This window comes from Streptomyces sp. NPDC045998 (assembly GCF_056430285.1).
This window is the reverse complement of the sequence record NZ_JBWKLJ010000003.1, coordinates 532,882-547,975: the sequence shown is the minus strand read 5'-3', so window position 1 is coordinate 547,975 and position 15,094 is coordinate 532,882. Positions and strand designations below refer to the sequence as shown.

Below are 15,094 nucleotides of genomic sequence, written 5' to 3'. Positions count from 1 at the left end.
AGCCCACCGCGCGTACGGATGATGTCAACGGGCGATAGGACGAGCGCATCACCCCTCAACAGGCTGTTCCCGCCCGGTCCTTGAGTCTGGTGTGACGCCAGGGGCCCGCCCTACCCTCGGGGCATGGAGCTGGAGGTGAGGCATCTGCGGGCGCTGTGCGCCATCGCCGACACGGGCAGCCTGCACAAGGCCGCCCGGCACCTGGGCATCAGCCAGCCGTCGCTGACGACCCAGCTGCGCCGCATCGAACACGCCCTGGGCGCCGAGCTCTTCGCCCGCGAGCGGACCGGCTGCCGGCCGACCCCGATCGGCCTCGCCGTACTGAGCCGCGCCCGCCCCCTGGTGGCACAGCTGGACCGGCTCGTCAGCGAGACCCGTGCCGCCGCCGCGCGTGCCGACGGCACGACCCGGCTCCGTATCGGCTCCACCGCCAGCCGGGCGCTCGCGGGCTGGCTGCGGCGGCTGCGCGGACGGCTGCCGGGCACGGACATCTCGCTGCACATGGACGTCTCGGCGGGCGCCCTGCTGCGCGGCCTCGCGGCCGGGCGGCTCGACGTGGCCTTCGTCCACGAGGTGGAGGGCTGTCCGCTGCGCGTGCCGGAGGGGCTGGAGCGGCGCCTGCTGGTCGAGCGGGAGCCGCAGTTCGTCTCCCTGGCCCGGGACCACCCGGCGGCCGCCGCGCCCGTCGTGGACCTCGCCGACCTGGCGGGCGACCGGTGGATGGTCGACCCGACCGTGGACGGCGAGTGGGACGGGCTGCGGCGGGTGCTGTGGGCGGCCGGGATCGACCCGCCCGTGCTGCACGGCGACTACCACACGGCCGCGTCGCTCATCGTGGCCGGTGAGGTCGTGGCCCCGTGCCAGCCGACCTCGGGGCCGCGCGACGACATGGCGATCCGCCCGTTACGCGACGACCCCCTCGCCGTACGCCTGCTGCTGTACCACCGGCCGGGCGCCGAGGCCGCCGAGGCGGCGTACGCGGAGCTCGCGGCCGCCTACCGCGAGGCGGCCCTGCGCGCGGCCCCGTACCGGCAGTGGCTGCTGCGCCACGGGAACCCGCTCCCGCACGCGGCCTGAGAGCGCGGCTCGGCTCAGGCCGGCACGGGCACGCGGGCGGCACGGGTGAAGTAGTGGGCGCCGGTCTCGTGGTTGTCGAGGTGCTGGTAGAAGCCGCGCAGGCCCCGGAACACATAGCGGGTCTCCGCCGCGCGCGGCGGCGTGAGGTCCCCGGCGGCGACGGCGTCGAGGAGTTCCGCCATGGGGTACGGGAAGGCGACCTCCTCGCTCTCGTACGTACCGTCCCCGGCCTCGCGCCATCCCGTCGGCAGCGCGGCCCCCGGCGGCTGGTAGACGGGACGGCTCCAGCGCTCGAAGGCGTACATGTACCGGCCCGCGTCCGCCCACTCCGCCGGGAAGCGCTCCACGACCGTCTCCGTCCACCACCGTTCGATCTCGCGGTCCAGCAGCGGGTCGCCGTAGAGCATGCGGTGTCCGGCCGCGACGGCCGGCGACTCGGCGATCACCGGGAAGCCGTCGCGGAAGGCGGTGACGGAGGGGTGGTCGGAGGCGTCGATCCACTCCAGCAGCGAGTGGACGACCTGCGACCGCACTGGGCGACCACCCGCCGCCAGCGCATCTCGGGGGCGGCGGACTGGTCGAAGTCCTCGGGCCGGACCCGGAACGACTTGACCGCCAGGTAGGTCAGGAAGACCACCCCGGCGGCCAGGAGGAACGTCTTGAGGCCCGGTATGCGGGTCAGGACCGCCGAGGTCCCGGCACCGCCGAGGGATATCAGCACGGTGTCGCAGACCCCGGCGGCCACGACCGCGACGAAGACGCGCGGCACGCCGAAGGTGAAGCCCTGGTTGATGAGGAAGATGTTCTGCGGCCCGATCGGCGTGATCATGGCCAGCCCGAGCAGCATCCCCGCGAAGTAGGTCTCCACGGATCAGCGTGTGGGCGACCAGGCGACCGTCGTCTCCCGGGCCGGGTCGAAGGCGTGCAGGGTGACCGACGCGGCGTACGGGGCGACCCGGTCGGCGAGCTCCCGCTGCGCCCGCTCCAGCACCTCCGGCCCGATGGCGGGGGAGATGCCCTCCAGGAACAGCACGGCGTCGACGGTGGCCTCCGTGACCTTGGTGTTGTCGGCGTCCCGGTGGTTCCAGTGGCGCGTGAGCACCTGGCCGCCGTCCGCGTACACGATCTCCCCGGGCAGCGGGGTCTCGCGCACGTCCGGCTGCCCCAGGGGGATGTGTACGTCGCCGGGGCGGGCGTAGCGCAGCGTGAAGCCGTGGCGGATGTGGTCCAGGTCGTAGCCGCCGGTGGGCAGGGTGTACCGCAGGGAGACGAGGTTGCAGGTGTCGACGAGCGGCGAGATCCGCGGCAGCCGCCCGGACCTGGCGAGACGCCGGCCCAGCGCGTCGACGCTCGGCCGCATCCGCCGCGGATTGGTCCCGAAGCTGCGCAGCAGGCTGTGCCAGGCGGCGATGGCCGGGTGGTCCTCGCCGGGCATGGCACGCCGGCCGTCGGCCACCTCGGTCTCGAGGGCGGCCAGCTCGGACTCGGTCCGCGTCCACGGACGGGAGTTGTCCACGCCCAGCGCCAGGACGACGGCGGTCCGGCAGTCGGGGTAGCGGTCGGCGATCTCCGGGTCGATCCCGAGCGTCAGTCGGCGTTCGGCGAGCTGGGTGGTGACGGCGTCGGTCGTCATGCGGGCGGTTCCTGACGTCGGTGGGACTGGGGGTGCGTACGTGCGCACTGTCCAACGTGTGGGAGGAGGCGATGTCACCACACACATGTGTGGGAGCGGCACGGGCGCGTCCTCGTGAGACGCGGCAAGGCGGCGGGCCCGCGCCCCAGTTCAGTTGATGACTCGTCGCACCTTCAACCGGCCGCCGGGGGGATGGCGGGTTCCGTCCCGCGATGTGGCCGAAGTCCTGCGGGACGGGCGGCTGCGGCTCCGGCGGTTCCTACGGCGACGCCGGAGTCAGGCCCCGGCGGTGTCAGGCCCCCGGGGGCCAAGCCCCCGAGAGCAGCCGCTCGGCCTCGGTGACGATCGCCTCCGCCAGGGGCTCGCGGCGGCTCGGCGGCTGCGCCGCCCAGGCGTTGTACGCGTCGACCGCGTCGACCAGAGGCCTGAGCTCCTCGGGGTGGCCCAGGGCGGCCCAGCCCTCGTGCTTGACCAGGTCGCCCCCGGGGCCGGGGGCCAGGCTGCCGGACACGATGAGGCGGAGCCACCAGTGCAGCAGTTGCCGGCGGGCCGCTTCGGCGGGGAGGTCCTGCACCAGGTCCAGCTCGGCGAGTACCTCGTCGAAGAGGGCGTCCGCCTTGTCGCGCTCGGCGCGCAACAGGCCGGCGAGCAGGGGGAGGGACGGGGCCTCGACGTCGAGGACCAGGGCCGTGAGGCCGGCTTCGATCAGCTGCTCCGGAGAGGGGCGGCGGCCGATCAGGCGTTCCAGCGCCAGCATGCGGAGGCACTCGACGGCCTCCGGGGCGGTCGCGGCGTACGGGGCGTACGGCGTGGGCGCGGTGGCGTCGAAGTCGGGGCCGCCCTCCACGAAGTACGACCAGAAGTCGACGGTCGCGCGGGCGGAAAGGGAGGAGCCCGCGCGGCTGGTGAACTCGTGGCGGATGTAGTCGGCGAGGTCGTTGCCGTACAGGATGATGTCGGTCTGGTGGACGGACAGAACGGGATGACCGTGCTCGCCCGCCGTGCCGGGCAGGTAGCGGTGGCTGTAGACCGGGACCAGCCGCGGCACGCTCGCCAGCTCGGCCCTCGCGGCGCGCAGTGCCTCGGCTGTCTCCGTCGGCCTCGACGGCCAGGCGGGATGCCAGAACCCGTTGTGCTCCACGTCGAAGAGCACCCCCTCGACCGGCCTGGCCAGCCGCTCGGTCAGGTCCTCGGGGTCGCCGTGGCGCCAGTCGGGCCAGTGTCGCGATCCCCGCGGAAGACCGGCCGCCAGGAAGACCCGGTGGTCCGCGGCGAAGGTGAAGCCGAACCGCTCCTCGACCGCGTCGAGCTCCGCGTCGCTGAGACCGGGAGCGATGTCGGCCCCGAGCATGCGGTGGAGGGTCCTGGCGGCTTCCAGGGTCAGCTGGGCGGTCATCTTCGGCGGCTTTCTGTCGGCAGTGATGGTCACGCTGGCGCGACGGGCGGTGCCGCGGCGGCCAGAAGGGTGTCGACGAGCGCGGCGACGCGGTGCTCGCGGGTGCCGCGGAGGGCCCCGGGGCCGGCGAGGTGCTCGGTGTAGGCCTGGAGGTGGGCGGCGCCGCACAGGGTGATCGCCAGGGCGTAGGGGTCCCGATCAGAGTTCACACAGCGCTCGACCTTCTTGCTCGGCTGCGTCGACTTTCTTGGTCAGTGCATCAATGAGGCCGATACGGCCCTCGAACAGTTGGGATACGTCCTGCCCAGTAAACATGATGACGTTGTTGCGACTGCCTCGGGAGTTGCGCACGAAGTGGTCAAGGACGCCGGGGTCGTAGCCAGCCATGGATACGAAAGCACCCCGCGTGCTGTCGAGTTTTCCATCGACCTTGCCCTTGAAATCGAGCAGGTCCCCAAGGTCTGGCTGCGCGGTTCGCCATCGGGCTTCGACGATATATGTAAACCCTCGGAAGTGGAAAGAGCCGTCGATTTGCTCATGGGCTATGCGGTAGGAGGGGCGGTAGTCCAGGTCGTAGGCCCGGAAAAGCTGTGCGAATAGCCTCTCCAAGTCGTAACCACGCCGTTGCGCAGATTCGGTTGCACCTTGCTGAAGGAGCTTCAAGAAGTCGAGACGCAGCTCTCCGATCGTGGCCTGGCGTTCTTGGAGCAGTTGGAGGCGTCTCTTTTCAGTGGCCCGGCGGGCAGTAGCTGCTGCTCGTTCCGGGTCGATAAGGACCTTTTGTTCCTGTGCTACTTGCTTCAGCTCGGCGAGAGCCTCGGCGCCAGCTTTTTGGTCAGGTGCGTCCGCATGCGGCTTCCGCATATGGCAAAGCTCTTCGATGATCTTGCGTTGGATGGTGTATCCAGATGCACCTTTCTCGTGGAGTTCGTCAAAGATGGCCCGCGCGATCTTCGCCTTGCTCATGCCAGGTTGATCGTATCGGTCGCATAGCTGCCGAGGGACGCCCGCCGTATAGAAGATGGCACGTAGATCGTCACGCCAATGCAATGCATCACGGCACACGGCAATGGCTGCGCGTGTGACGTTGGTCGACACCGGTCCTGCGGTCCGCGCGTTGCTTTTCAATTCCGAAGGCTCCACGGGTGGGTGTCCCTTCTAGGCCCAGGCTCCGTTGGTCTGTAGGCAGGCATTCCTCCACACGGATCGGCTCGACGCGGGCCTCATGTCAGCCGGGAACAGCGGGCTGTCGAGTTAGTCGATCTTGTGGCGGAAGAGGCGGGCGATGTCGCAGTCGTAGGTGGTCGGCCCAGTCGCGCCCGTGACGCGGCCTCGTCGCGTTCGGTGCAGGCCGATTAGGCGGACTGTCCGGCGAGGATGGCGGTGCCTTTGACGACCCCGAGGTCACGCAATGGGCGACTGGTCGGCACTGCCATGACTTGAACCCCCCTTCGTCCATGTTGGATTCGGGTCGTGACGGACACTCCAGACGGTACCGAGCGTGCAGGGCCAGTGGGGTCGTGTTCCATGTGAATTGCCGCGGCTGCCTGTCTCCGCTGGGACGGGCCAAGCTCTCGGCGGGGAGGCTTCGGCTTACCATGCCATGCTCGACAGGTTTAGCTTGCCTACTGCCAGCCGTCCAGCGATACGTGGGGCCCGCCCGTCAGATAGCTGTGGAGGGCGCTGGCCGTTGTGTCCACGAAGGCGTCGGGGATGGCGTCGGCGTCGACCCAGCACACCTGGGAGTGCTTGCGGGGTTCGCGGTTTTCGGGTTCGCCGGTCCAGTCGTGGGTGGCGAAGACGACGGTGAGGAAGCCGTTGGGAGCTTCGACGCCCCGGGCGCCGTGGATGATGTGGGCGACCTTGAGGGACTCGGGCTTCACCGTGAGGCCGGTCTCCTCGTAGAGCTCGCGGACTGCGGTTTCGGTGATGGGCTCGCCCGGTTCGCTCTTGCCGACGGGGAGGTCCCACATGCCCTGAGCGAACTTGGCGTTCTCGCTGCGCTGGAGGAGGACGACGCGGTTGGTGGCCTTGTCGTGGACGATGACGGCGGCGACCAGCAGGGTCATGGATTCCAGGGCTGGCTTGAGCGCCTTCGGCTGGTCGTCGGTCTGTTGGGCCACGGTGTTCCCTTCGTCGGGCGGGTTGTTGGGCATGTTAGGCGAGGGCCTCACGAGCGCGGCGGGCGAGATCGGCGGCGCCGGGGACGCGGCGGCGCTGGTAGACCGCGAGGGTGGAGCGGATCGAGGTGATCGCCTTGCGGGTGCGGTCGGAGGTCATGCCCTCCATGAGGACGAGGGCTTGGGTCCAGGAGGCGACGGCTTCGTCGGCGCGGGCCTGGGCGGCGAGGCTGTCACCGAGGTCGGCGTGGGTGAGGGCATGGACGCGCTTGTACTTCTCCGGGTCCCAGCGGGTGAGGGCGTCGCGGTGCTGCTGCTCGGTGCCGATGTGGTCGGCGAGGTCGGTCAAGGTGCGGGCAGTGTGGCTGGCGACGGTGCCGGCGGCTGGGCCGCTGACGCGGGAGTAGCTGGGCTGAGGGCCGTCCTCGCGCAGGAGGGCATCTTCGGCGGCGAGCAGGGCGCGGGCTGCTGCTGGCTTCGCGCCCACCGCAGCGTAGGCGCGGGCGTGGGTGATGTGGAGGAGGGCCTCGGTCTGGCCGTCGACGTGGCCGAGGCCTGTGCGGAGGGCGCCTTCGACGAGGTCGACGCAGTGGTGGGGCTGCTTGAGGCTGAGGGCCTGGTGGGCAAGGGCGCGCATCATCCAGGCGGCGTGGCCATGGGGGTCGGCTTCGCAGGCGAGCTGGTAGCCGACCTGGTAGTAGAGCTGGGCGGCGCCTTCCTGGCCAAGGTCGTGGTGCTTCCACCCCGCGAGGTAGGCGAGTTCGGCGACGGCGCCGAAGGCGGCCCGGTGTAACGCTTCGCTGGAGAAGCGTCCGCGGAGCATCGGGGCGGCGGTGTCGGCGAGGTAGGCGGTGACCGTGGTCAGGCCGTGCCCGCCGCCGAGGCGCTCGTCGGCCGCGCTGAAGGCAGCCGTGATCTGCCGTACGACGTCCACCTCCTCCGCGCCGACCACGGACGTGCCGGTGCGGGCGCGGAGCATGCGGGCGGTGGCCTCGTGGTCGTATCCGAGCGGCATCGCGACGCCGGCAGTGGTGAAGGCCGCGATGGCGAGGAAGCGTCGGCGCTCGACGTCGGCCCGGCCAAGGTCGGTAACGGCGAGGACAGGGTCTGACTCCGCCTGCTGTTCGGCCTCGGCGGAACGGAGGCCGATCCCGGTCTGGGTGACCGTACGCCCCGCTCGGCGGGACAGCGCCTCAGCCAGGTACTGGCCTACCCGGCCCGAAGGGGTGCGGGTGCCGTTTACCCAGTGCGAGATGGCCGACTTGTTGGTCTGGAGGATCTCGCCGTTCTCGGCTGCAACCCGCCGAACGTCCCTGGCGAGGGCCTCGTAGGTGCAGCCGGCCGCGTCGATGACGTCGCGCAGACGGGAATTGGGTTCTCTCTGCGCCGCCGCCACGATCGCCTCCGTTCCGGAGATGTAAACCGCGTATACCGCTTCAACTGCCATCCAGCGTACCCACTGAGCGTGACCGCCGGTTCACTTATCAGTAGCCGCCCGGAACGCCGCGACCGTGATCCAGGCTCCCCCTTGGTCCGGGCGGCACCCCGAAGTTCCGTACGCCCACACCGGGCTCGGGCATTTCTGTGCCTGCGTCCGGCCGATCAGAGACGGAGACACGGTGACCACCATCGACACCACGGCCATCACGGTCGAGCTGCTCGAGGCGTTCGACCCGCGCTGGAGCCGCCTGCCCGGCATCCAGGTCGACGGCCGGCGTATCACCATCGACCCGGCCGAGTACTTCTTCCGCTTCGAGTCGAACACGTGGCTCGTCGCCGACTGGGAGCTGGTCAAGACCCGGCTCCTGGACGTGGATGAGACGACCGAGAGCGCGGTTGAGCAGCTCGCGCTCGACTTCATCAAGCACCACGGTGAGTCCACATCCGACGCGGCCCGCGTCGTGGCCACCGCGTACGAGGTGTACGCGTACCTCTTCCGCGACGAGCACCTGGCCGGACTCGGCCTGCCGCAGATCACCGCCGACCACCTGCGGATGCTCCGCGAGGCCGCCACGCTCATGGCGCTCAACAAGGTCGAGCTCGATGGGCACATCTCCAACGTCGGCCCGTGCTGGTTCTTCCCCGCCGCCACCTCCGTCGTCTTCGACCTGAACGACGACATGGGCGGGATGCTCGACGAGGTCTACCACGGCGGCTGGTTCAACGAGCACCGCCGCATCGAGTCCATCAAGGCCCACGCCGCCCTCGGCGGCCGGCTCGTGCACGGCTGCCAGTCCGTTCCGGATCAGACCGGCGGCGTCGTTGCGCCCTACGGTGCCTCGATGGCGAACTTCCGTGACGACCTCGCCGCGTTCAAGGCGGGCTGGATCGAGCAGGTCTACGCCCACCGCGTGAACCCCGCCGCGTAACCCACCCGATCAGGCTCCGGGGCGGGCCGGCATCCCTCGCCCGCCCCGGACGCCACCAGCCCCACGGAGTCCTCACGTGACCACGAACCCCAGCGCCGAACTCCTCGACAACCTGCTCACCGTGGCCGGCCAGACCATCGCCGTACGGGAGGAGGTGCGCGTCTGGTCCATGTCCGGCGTCGAACGCGTGGCCTTCCCCGACGGCTCCACGGCCATCTTCAAGTACGCCAAGAAGCCCTTCGACAGCGAGGACCAGGCCCTTCGCCTGGCCCGCACCCTCGGCGTACCAGTCCCGGAGGTCCACGCCTCCGCCGTCCTGGACGGCTGGCTCGGCATGCTCATGGAGGATCTCGGACCGTCCGTACGCGAGGCCGACGACCTCGATGGCGTCGCCGCGGCCGTGGTGCTGCACGGCACCCGTGCGGCTCCGCCCTTGCCCGTCGTCGACCAGGAGCGGCTGTGCACACTCCCGGCCCGGGCTCTGGAGCATCTCGAACGGCTGCGCAAGGCCGACCGGTGGCAGGACGTGGACGACGTCGCGGACGCGCTCGACCGGATCGCCCAGGCCACCGAGGCCCGCTCGGCCGGAACGACGATGGAGCCCTTCGGCTGGGTGCACTCCGAGTTCCACCCCACGAGCCTCCACATCGGGGAGCGCGGCTGGCGGCTGCTCGACTTCGCTCGTGCCTTCACCGGTCCCGGTCTGCTCGACCTCGCCAGTTGGCACGGCACCATCGAACCCCCGCATCCCGTACGCCTGCGTGTCTTCCTGGAGCAGTATGTGACCGCCGGCGGTACCCCCGACGCCCTCGCTCCGCGCGGCGGGCTCACCGCCGAGAACTGGGCCCTGGGCTGGCACCGTATGTGGGCCGTCGAGTGGTTCATGGAGCAGGCCATCCGCTGGATCAACGACCCGGCCACCGACCCCGCCTACATCAAGGCCGTCCGCCGCCACCTCACCGACGTCCTCCACCTCCTGGAGGTCTGACGTGCTCGCCCAGGCTTCCCCGTGGCACGCCCACGCCCTCCAACGCACCGCCGCCGGACGCGCCGAACCCCTGTCCGTACCCGCCCGGATGGAATGGACCACGAGGCCCGGCCAGGGGCCCGGGGTCGAGATTCTCGGCCCCGATCTGCGCGGCAAGCGGCTCCTGGAACTCGGCTGCGGCCCCGGCCACAACGCCGCCCACCTCGCCACCCGCCACGGTGCCCACGTCACCGGCGTCGACCTGGTCGGCCTCCAGGTCCGCCGCGCCCGCTCCCACTACGGACGGCTGAACAACCTCACCTTCGTGGCCGGCCACGCGCTGCACTACCTGCACGCCTCCAATGAGCAGTTTGACGCGATCTACTCCGTCTTCGGCGCCGTCGGCCTCGTCGCCCCCGAACTGCTGCTACCAGCCATCGCCCAGCGCCTCACGCCCGGCCGGGTGCTGGCCTTCTCCGTCCCCCACCCGCAGCGCGGCGGCCGAAGCCCCTCGGGGGACGACCGGCCTCGCCGCGACTACGTCAACCTTCCCGACCGCACCCGGCTCCCCGTCGCCCGCTGGGAGTTCTCCACGGACCGGTGGGAGAAGCACCTCAGCCGAGCGGGTTTCTGGCTCACCTCTGCCCAGGAGTTCCACGACCCCCGCATGGGCCACTGGCCCACGACCCTGCTGATCCACGCTCGCAAGCTCTGATCAGCCATTCGCCCGGCTTCCCATGGAGGAACCGATGCGCTCGCCCTACCTGCTCCTCGACGTCGACGGCGTCTTCGTACCCTTCCCCGACGTGCACGGCTCGATCCCGGCCACCCACGTCCGCCACGACGTCGTCCCCAGCGGCCGCACCGCCGACAACCCGGTCACCGTCTGGCTCCACCCCGACCACGGCCGCCTGCTCATGGACGTCATCCGCACCAACTTGGTCACCCCGGTCTGGTGCACCAGCTGGCGGCAGGACGCCACCACCCTGATCGGCCCTCTCCTGGGTCTCCCGGACCTGCCGTACGTCGACCTGCCGCGCCCACAGATCACCACCAGCCACCCCAACGGCTACCTCTGGAAGCGTGACCACGTCGACGCCTGGCTGGCAGACGCCCCCGCCGTCTGGATCGACGACGACTTCACCGGCCTCGACCACGCCTGGGCCGCGGAGCGCACCACCCGTGGCTCGGCGACCCTGCTGCTCCAACCTGATCCCCGCGCCGGGCTCCAGGCTGAACACCTGGCCGAGGCCCGGGCGTGGGCGGAGCGGTTGCTCGCGGTGCGGACCGCTGAACCCGTTGGGCCGAGCGACATCGAGGAGGCCTGACGCGAACCGTGGCCGGGCGAACAAGGCCGCACCCGGCCCCCAAGGGAGGCCGGGTGCGGTCTTTTCGGGGAAAGAGGGACCTGGGGTCAGGCCTTCTTCGTCTCCCAGAAGATCTTGTCGATCTCGGCGATGAGCTCCAGCGCCTTCTCACCCGTCTTCGGGTCCGTGGAGGCCTTCGCCGCCGACAGGGCCTTCAGGGCGTCGTTGACCAGCTGGTGCAGCTGCGGGTACTTCTCGAAGTGCGGGGGCTTGAAGTAGTCGCTCCACAGCACCGAGACGTGGTGCTTGGCCAGCTCCGCGCGCTGCTCCTTGATGACCGTGGCGCGGGCCTGGAAGTGCGGGTCGTCGTTGGCGGCCATCTTCTCCTGGACGGCCTTGACCGACTCGGCCTCGATGCGGGCCTGGGCCGGGTCGTAGACACCGCAGGGGAGGTCGCAGTGCGCGCTGACCTTCACCTTCGGGGCAAACAGGCGGGAGAGCATTGAGCTGTCCTTCCTCGTGATCGTCTTCTCAGGTGGGACATTACTCCGTGGGGGACCGGTTTTCGCGGGCGCCCCCGGGTGCTTAGGACAAAAGTCCAGGGTCACCATGGGACTCGTGGAGGAAGGACCGGGAGGTGCCGTCATGGCGGAGCAGGGGCGGGGAACGAGGGTGTCGTTCGGGATTGCCGAGGTCACCGGGGTTTCCATGGTGCCGACGCTCCGGCACGGGGACCAGCTGCTGGTGCACTACGGGGCCGAGCTCAGGGCCGGGGACGTGGCGGTGCTGCGCCACCCGCTCCAGCAGGATCTGCTCGTCGTGAAGCGGCTGGCCGAGCGGCGCGCCGACGGCTGGTGGGTGCTGGGGGACAACCCGGACGCGGACGTGGTGGACAGCCGGGCGTTCGGCGCGGTGCCCGTCGAGCTCGTGCTGGGCCGGGTGCGGATCCGGTACCGAGGCATCCGGCCCGGGCGTCAGCGGTCGCTCGGGGTGGTGCTCTCCTGGCTGGTGTCGGCGGTGCGGCCGGTGCCCGCCGACCGCTCGGTCTCCAGGCGCTTGCGGGCCCGGTAGGCGGCGACGTTGGCGCGCGTGGCGCAGCGGTCGGAGCAGTAGCGGCGCGAGCGGTTGGTCGAGGTGTCCAGGTACGCGTTGCGGCACGGCGCGGCCTGGCACAGGCCCAGCCGGTCGGCGCCGAACTCGGTCAGGTGGATGGCGAGGCCCATCGCGGCGATGGCGGCGTACCCGGCGGTCGCGTTGGACGGGTGGTCGGCCAGGTGGAGGTGCCAGCGCGGCCGGCCCTCCTCGTCGAGGTAGTCGTGGCCGGAGATCTGCGGGCTGACCGGGAACTCCAGGAGCAGGGAGTTCAGCAGGTCCACGGCGTGCGTCTGGTCGCCGGCGTCCGCCGCCGTGAAGACCGCGCGCAGCCGGGCCCGTACGGAGCGGAATCGGGTCACGTCCGCGTCGGTGGCGCGCCGCGCCATCTGCGACGCCTCGCCGAACAGCGCGCGTACCGCCTCCACCGAGGTGAGGGAGTCCTTGTTGCGCGCCGGCTCCTCGGTGTTCACCAGTCGAACGGCGTAATCCGAGTAAGAGGCCAGTTCCACTTGTAGTCCTTACGGCAGCGGTCTAAGGTCCTGTAAGAGACCCATCTCCTACGAGGGTATTACGGAGGTCGTGGTGACGGAGGCGTTCGCGCGCACGGACTGGCGGGCCTGGCAGGAGAGCTGGGACCGCCAGCAGGAGTGGTACATGCCCGACCGCGAGGAGCGGTTCCGGGTCATGCTCGACATGGTGGAGGCGATCGTCGGCCCGGCACCGCGGGTCCTCGACCTCGCGTGCGGTACGGGGAGTATCACGGACCGGCTCCTCAGAAGGTTCCCGGACGCCACCAGCACCGGCGTCGACCTCGACCCCGCCCTCCTCACCATCGCCGAAGGCTACTTCGCCGGGGACGACCGCGTCCGGTTCGTCCGGGCCGACCTCACCGACCCCGCGTGGACCGAGGCGCTGCCGTACGACACGTACGACGCCGTCCTGACCGCCACGGCGCTGCACTGGCTGCGGACCGAGCCGCTCGCCGCCCTCTACGGGCGGCTCGGCGGCCTCGTCCGCGAGGGCGGCGTCTTCATGAACGCCGACCACATGCGCGACGAGTCCACGCCCCGCATCAACGCCGCCGAGCGCGCCCACCGCCACGCCGCCATGGAGCGCGCCAAGGCCGCCGGCGCGCTCGACTGGACCCAGTGGTGGGAGCTCGCCGCCGAGGACCCGGTGCTCGCCGCGCCGACTGCCGAGCGGTTCGCGATCTACGGCGAGCACGCCGAGGGCGACACCCCGTCCCTGGAGTGGCACGCGCGCACCCTGCGCGAGGCCGGCTTCGCCGAGGCCAGGGCCGTGTGGTCCTCGCCGTCGGACTCGCTCGTCCTGGCGCTGAAGTAGACCGAACGCGGAAAGGGGCGGTACGGGTGATCCGTACCGCCCCTTCCGTCATGCCGGGGTCACAGCACCTTGGACAGGAACGCCTTCGTCCGGTCGTGCTGCGGGTTGGTCAGGACGTCGCGCGGGTTGCCCGACTCGACCACCACGCCGCCGTCCATGAAGACGAGCGAGTCGCCCACCTCGCGGGCGAAGCCCATCTCGTGGGTGACCACGACCATGGTCATGCCCGACTCGGCGAGGTCCCGCATGACGTCGAGGACGTCACCCACCAGCTCCGGGTCGAGCGCCGACGTCGGCTCGTCGAAGAGCATCAGCTTCGGCTCCATCGCCAGCGCGCGGGCGATGGCCACGCGCTGCTGCTGGCCGCCGGAGAGCTGCGAGGGGTAGTTGCCGGCCTTGTCGGCCAGGCCCACCCGGTCCAGCAGCTTGCCGGCCCGCTCGCGGGCGACGGCCTTCGCCTCGCCCTTGACCTGGATCGGCGCCTCCATGACGTTCTCGAGGGCCGTCATGTGGGGGAAGAGGTTGAAGCGCTGGAAGACCATGCCGATGTCGCGCCGCTTGAGCGCCACCTCGCTGTCCTTCAGCTCGTACAGCTTGTCGCCCTTCTGGCGGTAGCCGACGAGCTCGCCGTCGACGTACAGCCGTCCGGCGTTGATCTTCTCCAGGTGGTTGATGCACCGCAGGAAGGTCGACTTGCCGGAGCCGGACGGGCCGATGAGGCAGAACACCTCGCCCGCGGCGACCTCCAGGTCGATTCCCTTGAGGATGTGTGCGGCGCCGTAGGACTTGTGGACGCCCTCGGCCTTCACCATGGCGGTCATCGGGCCACCTCCGGGCGGCGGAACGTGGAGAGGGTCGTCTTGACCTTCTGCCAGGGGGTGGGCGGCAGGGTGCGGCTGGAGCCGCGCGCGTAGTACCGCTCCAGGTAGAACTGGCCGACGCTGAGCACCGAGGTCATGATCAGGTACCAGGCGGCGGCGACGAAGAGCATCTCCACCGGGGCGCCGGACGTCTGTCCGATGTCCTGCGCGTTGCGCAGCAGCTCGTAGTACTGCACGGCCGCCACCAGCGAGGTCGTCTTCAGCATGTTGATGACCTCGTTGCCCGTGGGCGGCACGATCACGCGCATCGCCTGCGGGATGACGATCCGGCGCAGGGTCTTGCCGTGGCTCATGCCCAGGGCGTGGGACGCCTCGGTCTGGCCCTCGTCGACCGCGAGGAGGCCCGCGCGGCAGATCTCGGCCATGTACGCGGCCTCGTTGAGGCCGAGGCCCAGCAGCGCCGTCAGGAACGGCGTCATGAAGTCGGACCACTCGTCCTTGTAGACCGGGCCGAGGTTGATGTACTCGAAGACCAGGCCCAGGTTGAACCAGAGGAACAGCTGGACCAGGACCGGGGTGCCCCGGAAGAACCAGATGTAGAACCAGGAGATGGAGGAGGTCACCGGGTTCTTCGACAGCCGCATCACCGCGAGGATGATGCCGCCGACGATGCCGATCGCCATGGACAGGATGGTCAGCAGGAGCGTCTGGCCGACGCCCTCGATGATCCGGTCGTCGAAGAAGTAGGTGGGGACGGCGTCCCAGTTGATCTTGCCCTGCGAGAAGGCGTAGATGATCGCGACGAAGGCCGCGATGGCGACGAGCGCGGTGACGTACCGGCCGTAGTGGCGGACCGGGATCGCCTTGAGGGCTTCCGGTCCGGCGGGCGGCGTGGCGTCCGCCGCGTCCGTCTTCTTGATGTCAGTCACGGTGGTGCCTTTCAGAGGCCTACGCGGTGCTGGTGT

At 70.4% G+C, this 15,094-nt stretch carries 19 protein-coding genes; 7 read left to right on the top strand and 12 right to left on the bottom strand.

The genetic code is table 11. The annotated features are described in order from the left end of the window. Window positions 1-123 precede the first annotated feature (123 nt). Window positions 124-1,077, top strand: a complete 954-nt coding sequence (locus AC07FJ_RS11420) for a LysR family transcriptional regulator (RefSeq protein ID WP_479047750.1) — start codon at window positions 124-126, stop codon at window positions 1,075-1,077. Between the two features lie 14 nt (window positions 1,078-1,091). Here the strand turns inward: AC07FJ_RS11420 and AC07FJ_RS11415 are convergent, their stop codons facing one another. The 8 genes from AC07FJ_RS11415 to AC07FJ_RS11380 form a co-directional block, all read right to left on the bottom strand. After that, complete coding sequence (locus tag AC07FJ_RS11415) at window positions 1,092-1,610, bottom strand: hypothetical protein (RefSeq protein ID WP_479047748.1); 519 nt, start codon at window positions 1,608-1,610, stop codon at window positions 1,092-1,094. After that, on the bottom strand, window positions 1,520-1,945 hold the full coding sequence (locus AC07FJ_RS11410) for a LysE/ArgO family amino acid transporter (protein WP_479047746.1): 426 nt from the start codon (window positions 1,943-1,945) through the stop codon (window positions 1,520-1,522). The genes AC07FJ_RS11415 and AC07FJ_RS11410 overlap by 91 nt, the downstream gene beginning before the upstream one ends. A gap of 3 nt (window positions 1,946-1,948) precedes the next feature. Further along, window positions 1,949-2,710 (bottom strand): B3/B4 domain-containing protein, encoded by a 762-nt coding sequence (locus tag AC07FJ_RS11405; RefSeq protein WP_479047743.1) that lies wholly within the window; start codon window positions 2,708-2,710, stop codon window positions 1,949-1,951. Between the two features lie 292 nt (window positions 2,711-3,002). After that, complete coding sequence (locus tag AC07FJ_RS11400) at window positions 3,003-4,106, bottom strand: hypothetical protein (protein WP_479047741.1); 1,104 nt, start codon at window positions 4,104-4,106, stop codon at window positions 3,003-3,005. Between the two features lie 29 nt (window positions 4,107-4,135). Continuing rightward, window positions 4,136-4,315: a hypothetical protein gene (locus AC07FJ_RS11395; protein WP_479047739.1), complete on the bottom strand. Its 180-nt coding sequence runs from the start codon at window positions 4,313-4,315 to the stop codon at window positions 4,136-4,138. Continuing rightward, on the bottom strand, window positions 4,305-5,072 hold the full coding sequence (locus AC07FJ_RS11390; protein ID WP_479047737.1) for a hypothetical protein: 768 nt from the start codon (window positions 5,070-5,072) through the stop codon (window positions 4,305-4,307). The genes AC07FJ_RS11395 and AC07FJ_RS11390 overlap by 11 nt, the downstream gene beginning before the upstream one ends. Before the next feature lie 659 nt (window positions 5,073-5,731). Then, complete coding sequence (locus AC07FJ_RS11385; protein ID WP_479047735.1) at window positions 5,732-6,262, bottom strand: NUDIX domain-containing protein; 531 nt, start codon at window positions 6,260-6,262, stop codon at window positions 5,732-5,734. A gap of 1 nt (window position 6,263) precedes the next feature. Beyond that, a complete protein-coding gene (locus tag AC07FJ_RS11380; RefSeq protein WP_479047732.1) occupies window positions 6,264-7,673 on the bottom strand; it encodes a helix-turn-helix domain-containing protein in 1,410 nt (469 codons plus the stop codon). A 172-nt stretch (window positions 7,674-7,845) separates the two neighbouring features. On the opposite strand from AC07FJ_RS11380, the gene AC07FJ_RS11375 reads away from it, so the two are divergent. The 4 genes from AC07FJ_RS11375 to AC07FJ_RS11360 all read left to right on the top strand — a co-directional run bounded on the left by AC07FJ_RS11375 (window position 7,846) and on the right by AC07FJ_RS11360 (window position 10,890). Then, window positions 7,846-8,595: a hypothetical protein gene (locus AC07FJ_RS11375; protein ID WP_479047730.1), complete on the top strand. Its 750-nt coding sequence runs from the start codon at window positions 7,846-7,848 to the stop codon at window positions 8,593-8,595. 76 nt (window positions 8,596-8,671) lie between these two features. Continuing rightward, a complete protein-coding gene (locus AC07FJ_RS11370) occupies window positions 8,672-9,583 on the top strand; it encodes a phosphotransferase family protein (protein WP_479047728.1) in 912 nt (303 codons plus the stop codon). A gap of 1 nt (window position 9,584) precedes the next feature. Then, the gene (locus tag AC07FJ_RS11365) at window positions 9,585-10,277 is read left to right on the top strand and encodes a class I SAM-dependent methyltransferase (protein WP_479047726.1); all 693 of its coding nucleotides are present in this window, start codon (window positions 9,585-9,587) and stop codon (window positions 10,275-10,277) included. A 34-nt stretch (window positions 10,278-10,311) separates the two neighbouring features. Then, a complete protein-coding gene (locus tag AC07FJ_RS11360; RefSeq protein WP_479047725.1) occupies window positions 10,312-10,890 on the top strand; it encodes an HAD domain-containing protein in 579 nt (192 codons plus the stop codon). A gap of 86 nt (window positions 10,891-10,976) precedes the next feature. Here the strand turns inward: AC07FJ_RS11360 and sodN are convergent, their stop codons facing one another. Then, a complete protein-coding gene (sodN, locus tag AC07FJ_RS11355) occupies window positions 10,977-11,372 on the bottom strand; it encodes a superoxide dismutase, Ni (RefSeq protein WP_328479758.1) in 396 nt (131 codons plus the stop codon). Window positions 11,373-11,514: 142 nt separating this feature from the next. Here sodN and sodX point away from each other — a divergent pair, with 142 nt between their 5' ends. Beyond that, on the top strand, window positions 11,515-11,940 hold the full coding sequence (gene sodX / locus AC07FJ_RS11350; protein WP_468284635.1) for a nickel-type superoxide dismutase maturation protease: 426 nt from the start codon (window positions 11,515-11,517) through the stop codon (window positions 11,938-11,940). On the opposite strand, the gene AC07FJ_RS11345 is transcribed toward sodX, so the two are convergent. Further along, complete coding sequence (locus tag AC07FJ_RS11345; protein WP_479047723.1) at window positions 11,844-12,473, bottom strand: CGNR zinc finger domain-containing protein; 630 nt, start codon at window positions 12,471-12,473, stop codon at window positions 11,844-11,846. The two genes, sodX and AC07FJ_RS11345, sit on opposite strands and share 97 nt — an antisense overlap. Window positions 12,474-12,618: 145 nt before the next feature. Here AC07FJ_RS11345 and AC07FJ_RS11340 point away from each other — a divergent pair, with 145 nt between their 5' ends. After that, on the top strand, window positions 12,619-13,308 hold the full coding sequence (locus tag AC07FJ_RS11340; RefSeq protein WP_479048319.1) for a class I SAM-dependent methyltransferase: 690 nt from the start codon (window positions 12,619-12,621) through the stop codon (window positions 13,306-13,308). A 59-nt stretch (window positions 13,309-13,367) separates the two neighbouring features. Here the strand turns inward: AC07FJ_RS11340 and AC07FJ_RS11335 are convergent, their stop codons facing one another. After that, entirely contained in the window at window positions 13,368-14,129 is a 762-nt protein-coding gene (locus tag AC07FJ_RS11335; protein WP_361419293.1) for an amino acid ABC transporter ATP-binding protein, read from the bottom strand. Continuing rightward, window positions 14,126-15,058, bottom strand: a complete 933-nt coding sequence (locus AC07FJ_RS11330; protein WP_479047721.1) for an amino acid ABC transporter permease — start codon at window positions 15,056-15,058, stop codon at window positions 14,126-14,128. Before AC07FJ_RS11330 ends, AC07FJ_RS11335 begins: the two co-directional genes overlap by 4 nt. Window positions 15,059-15,094: the final 36 nt, after the last annotated feature.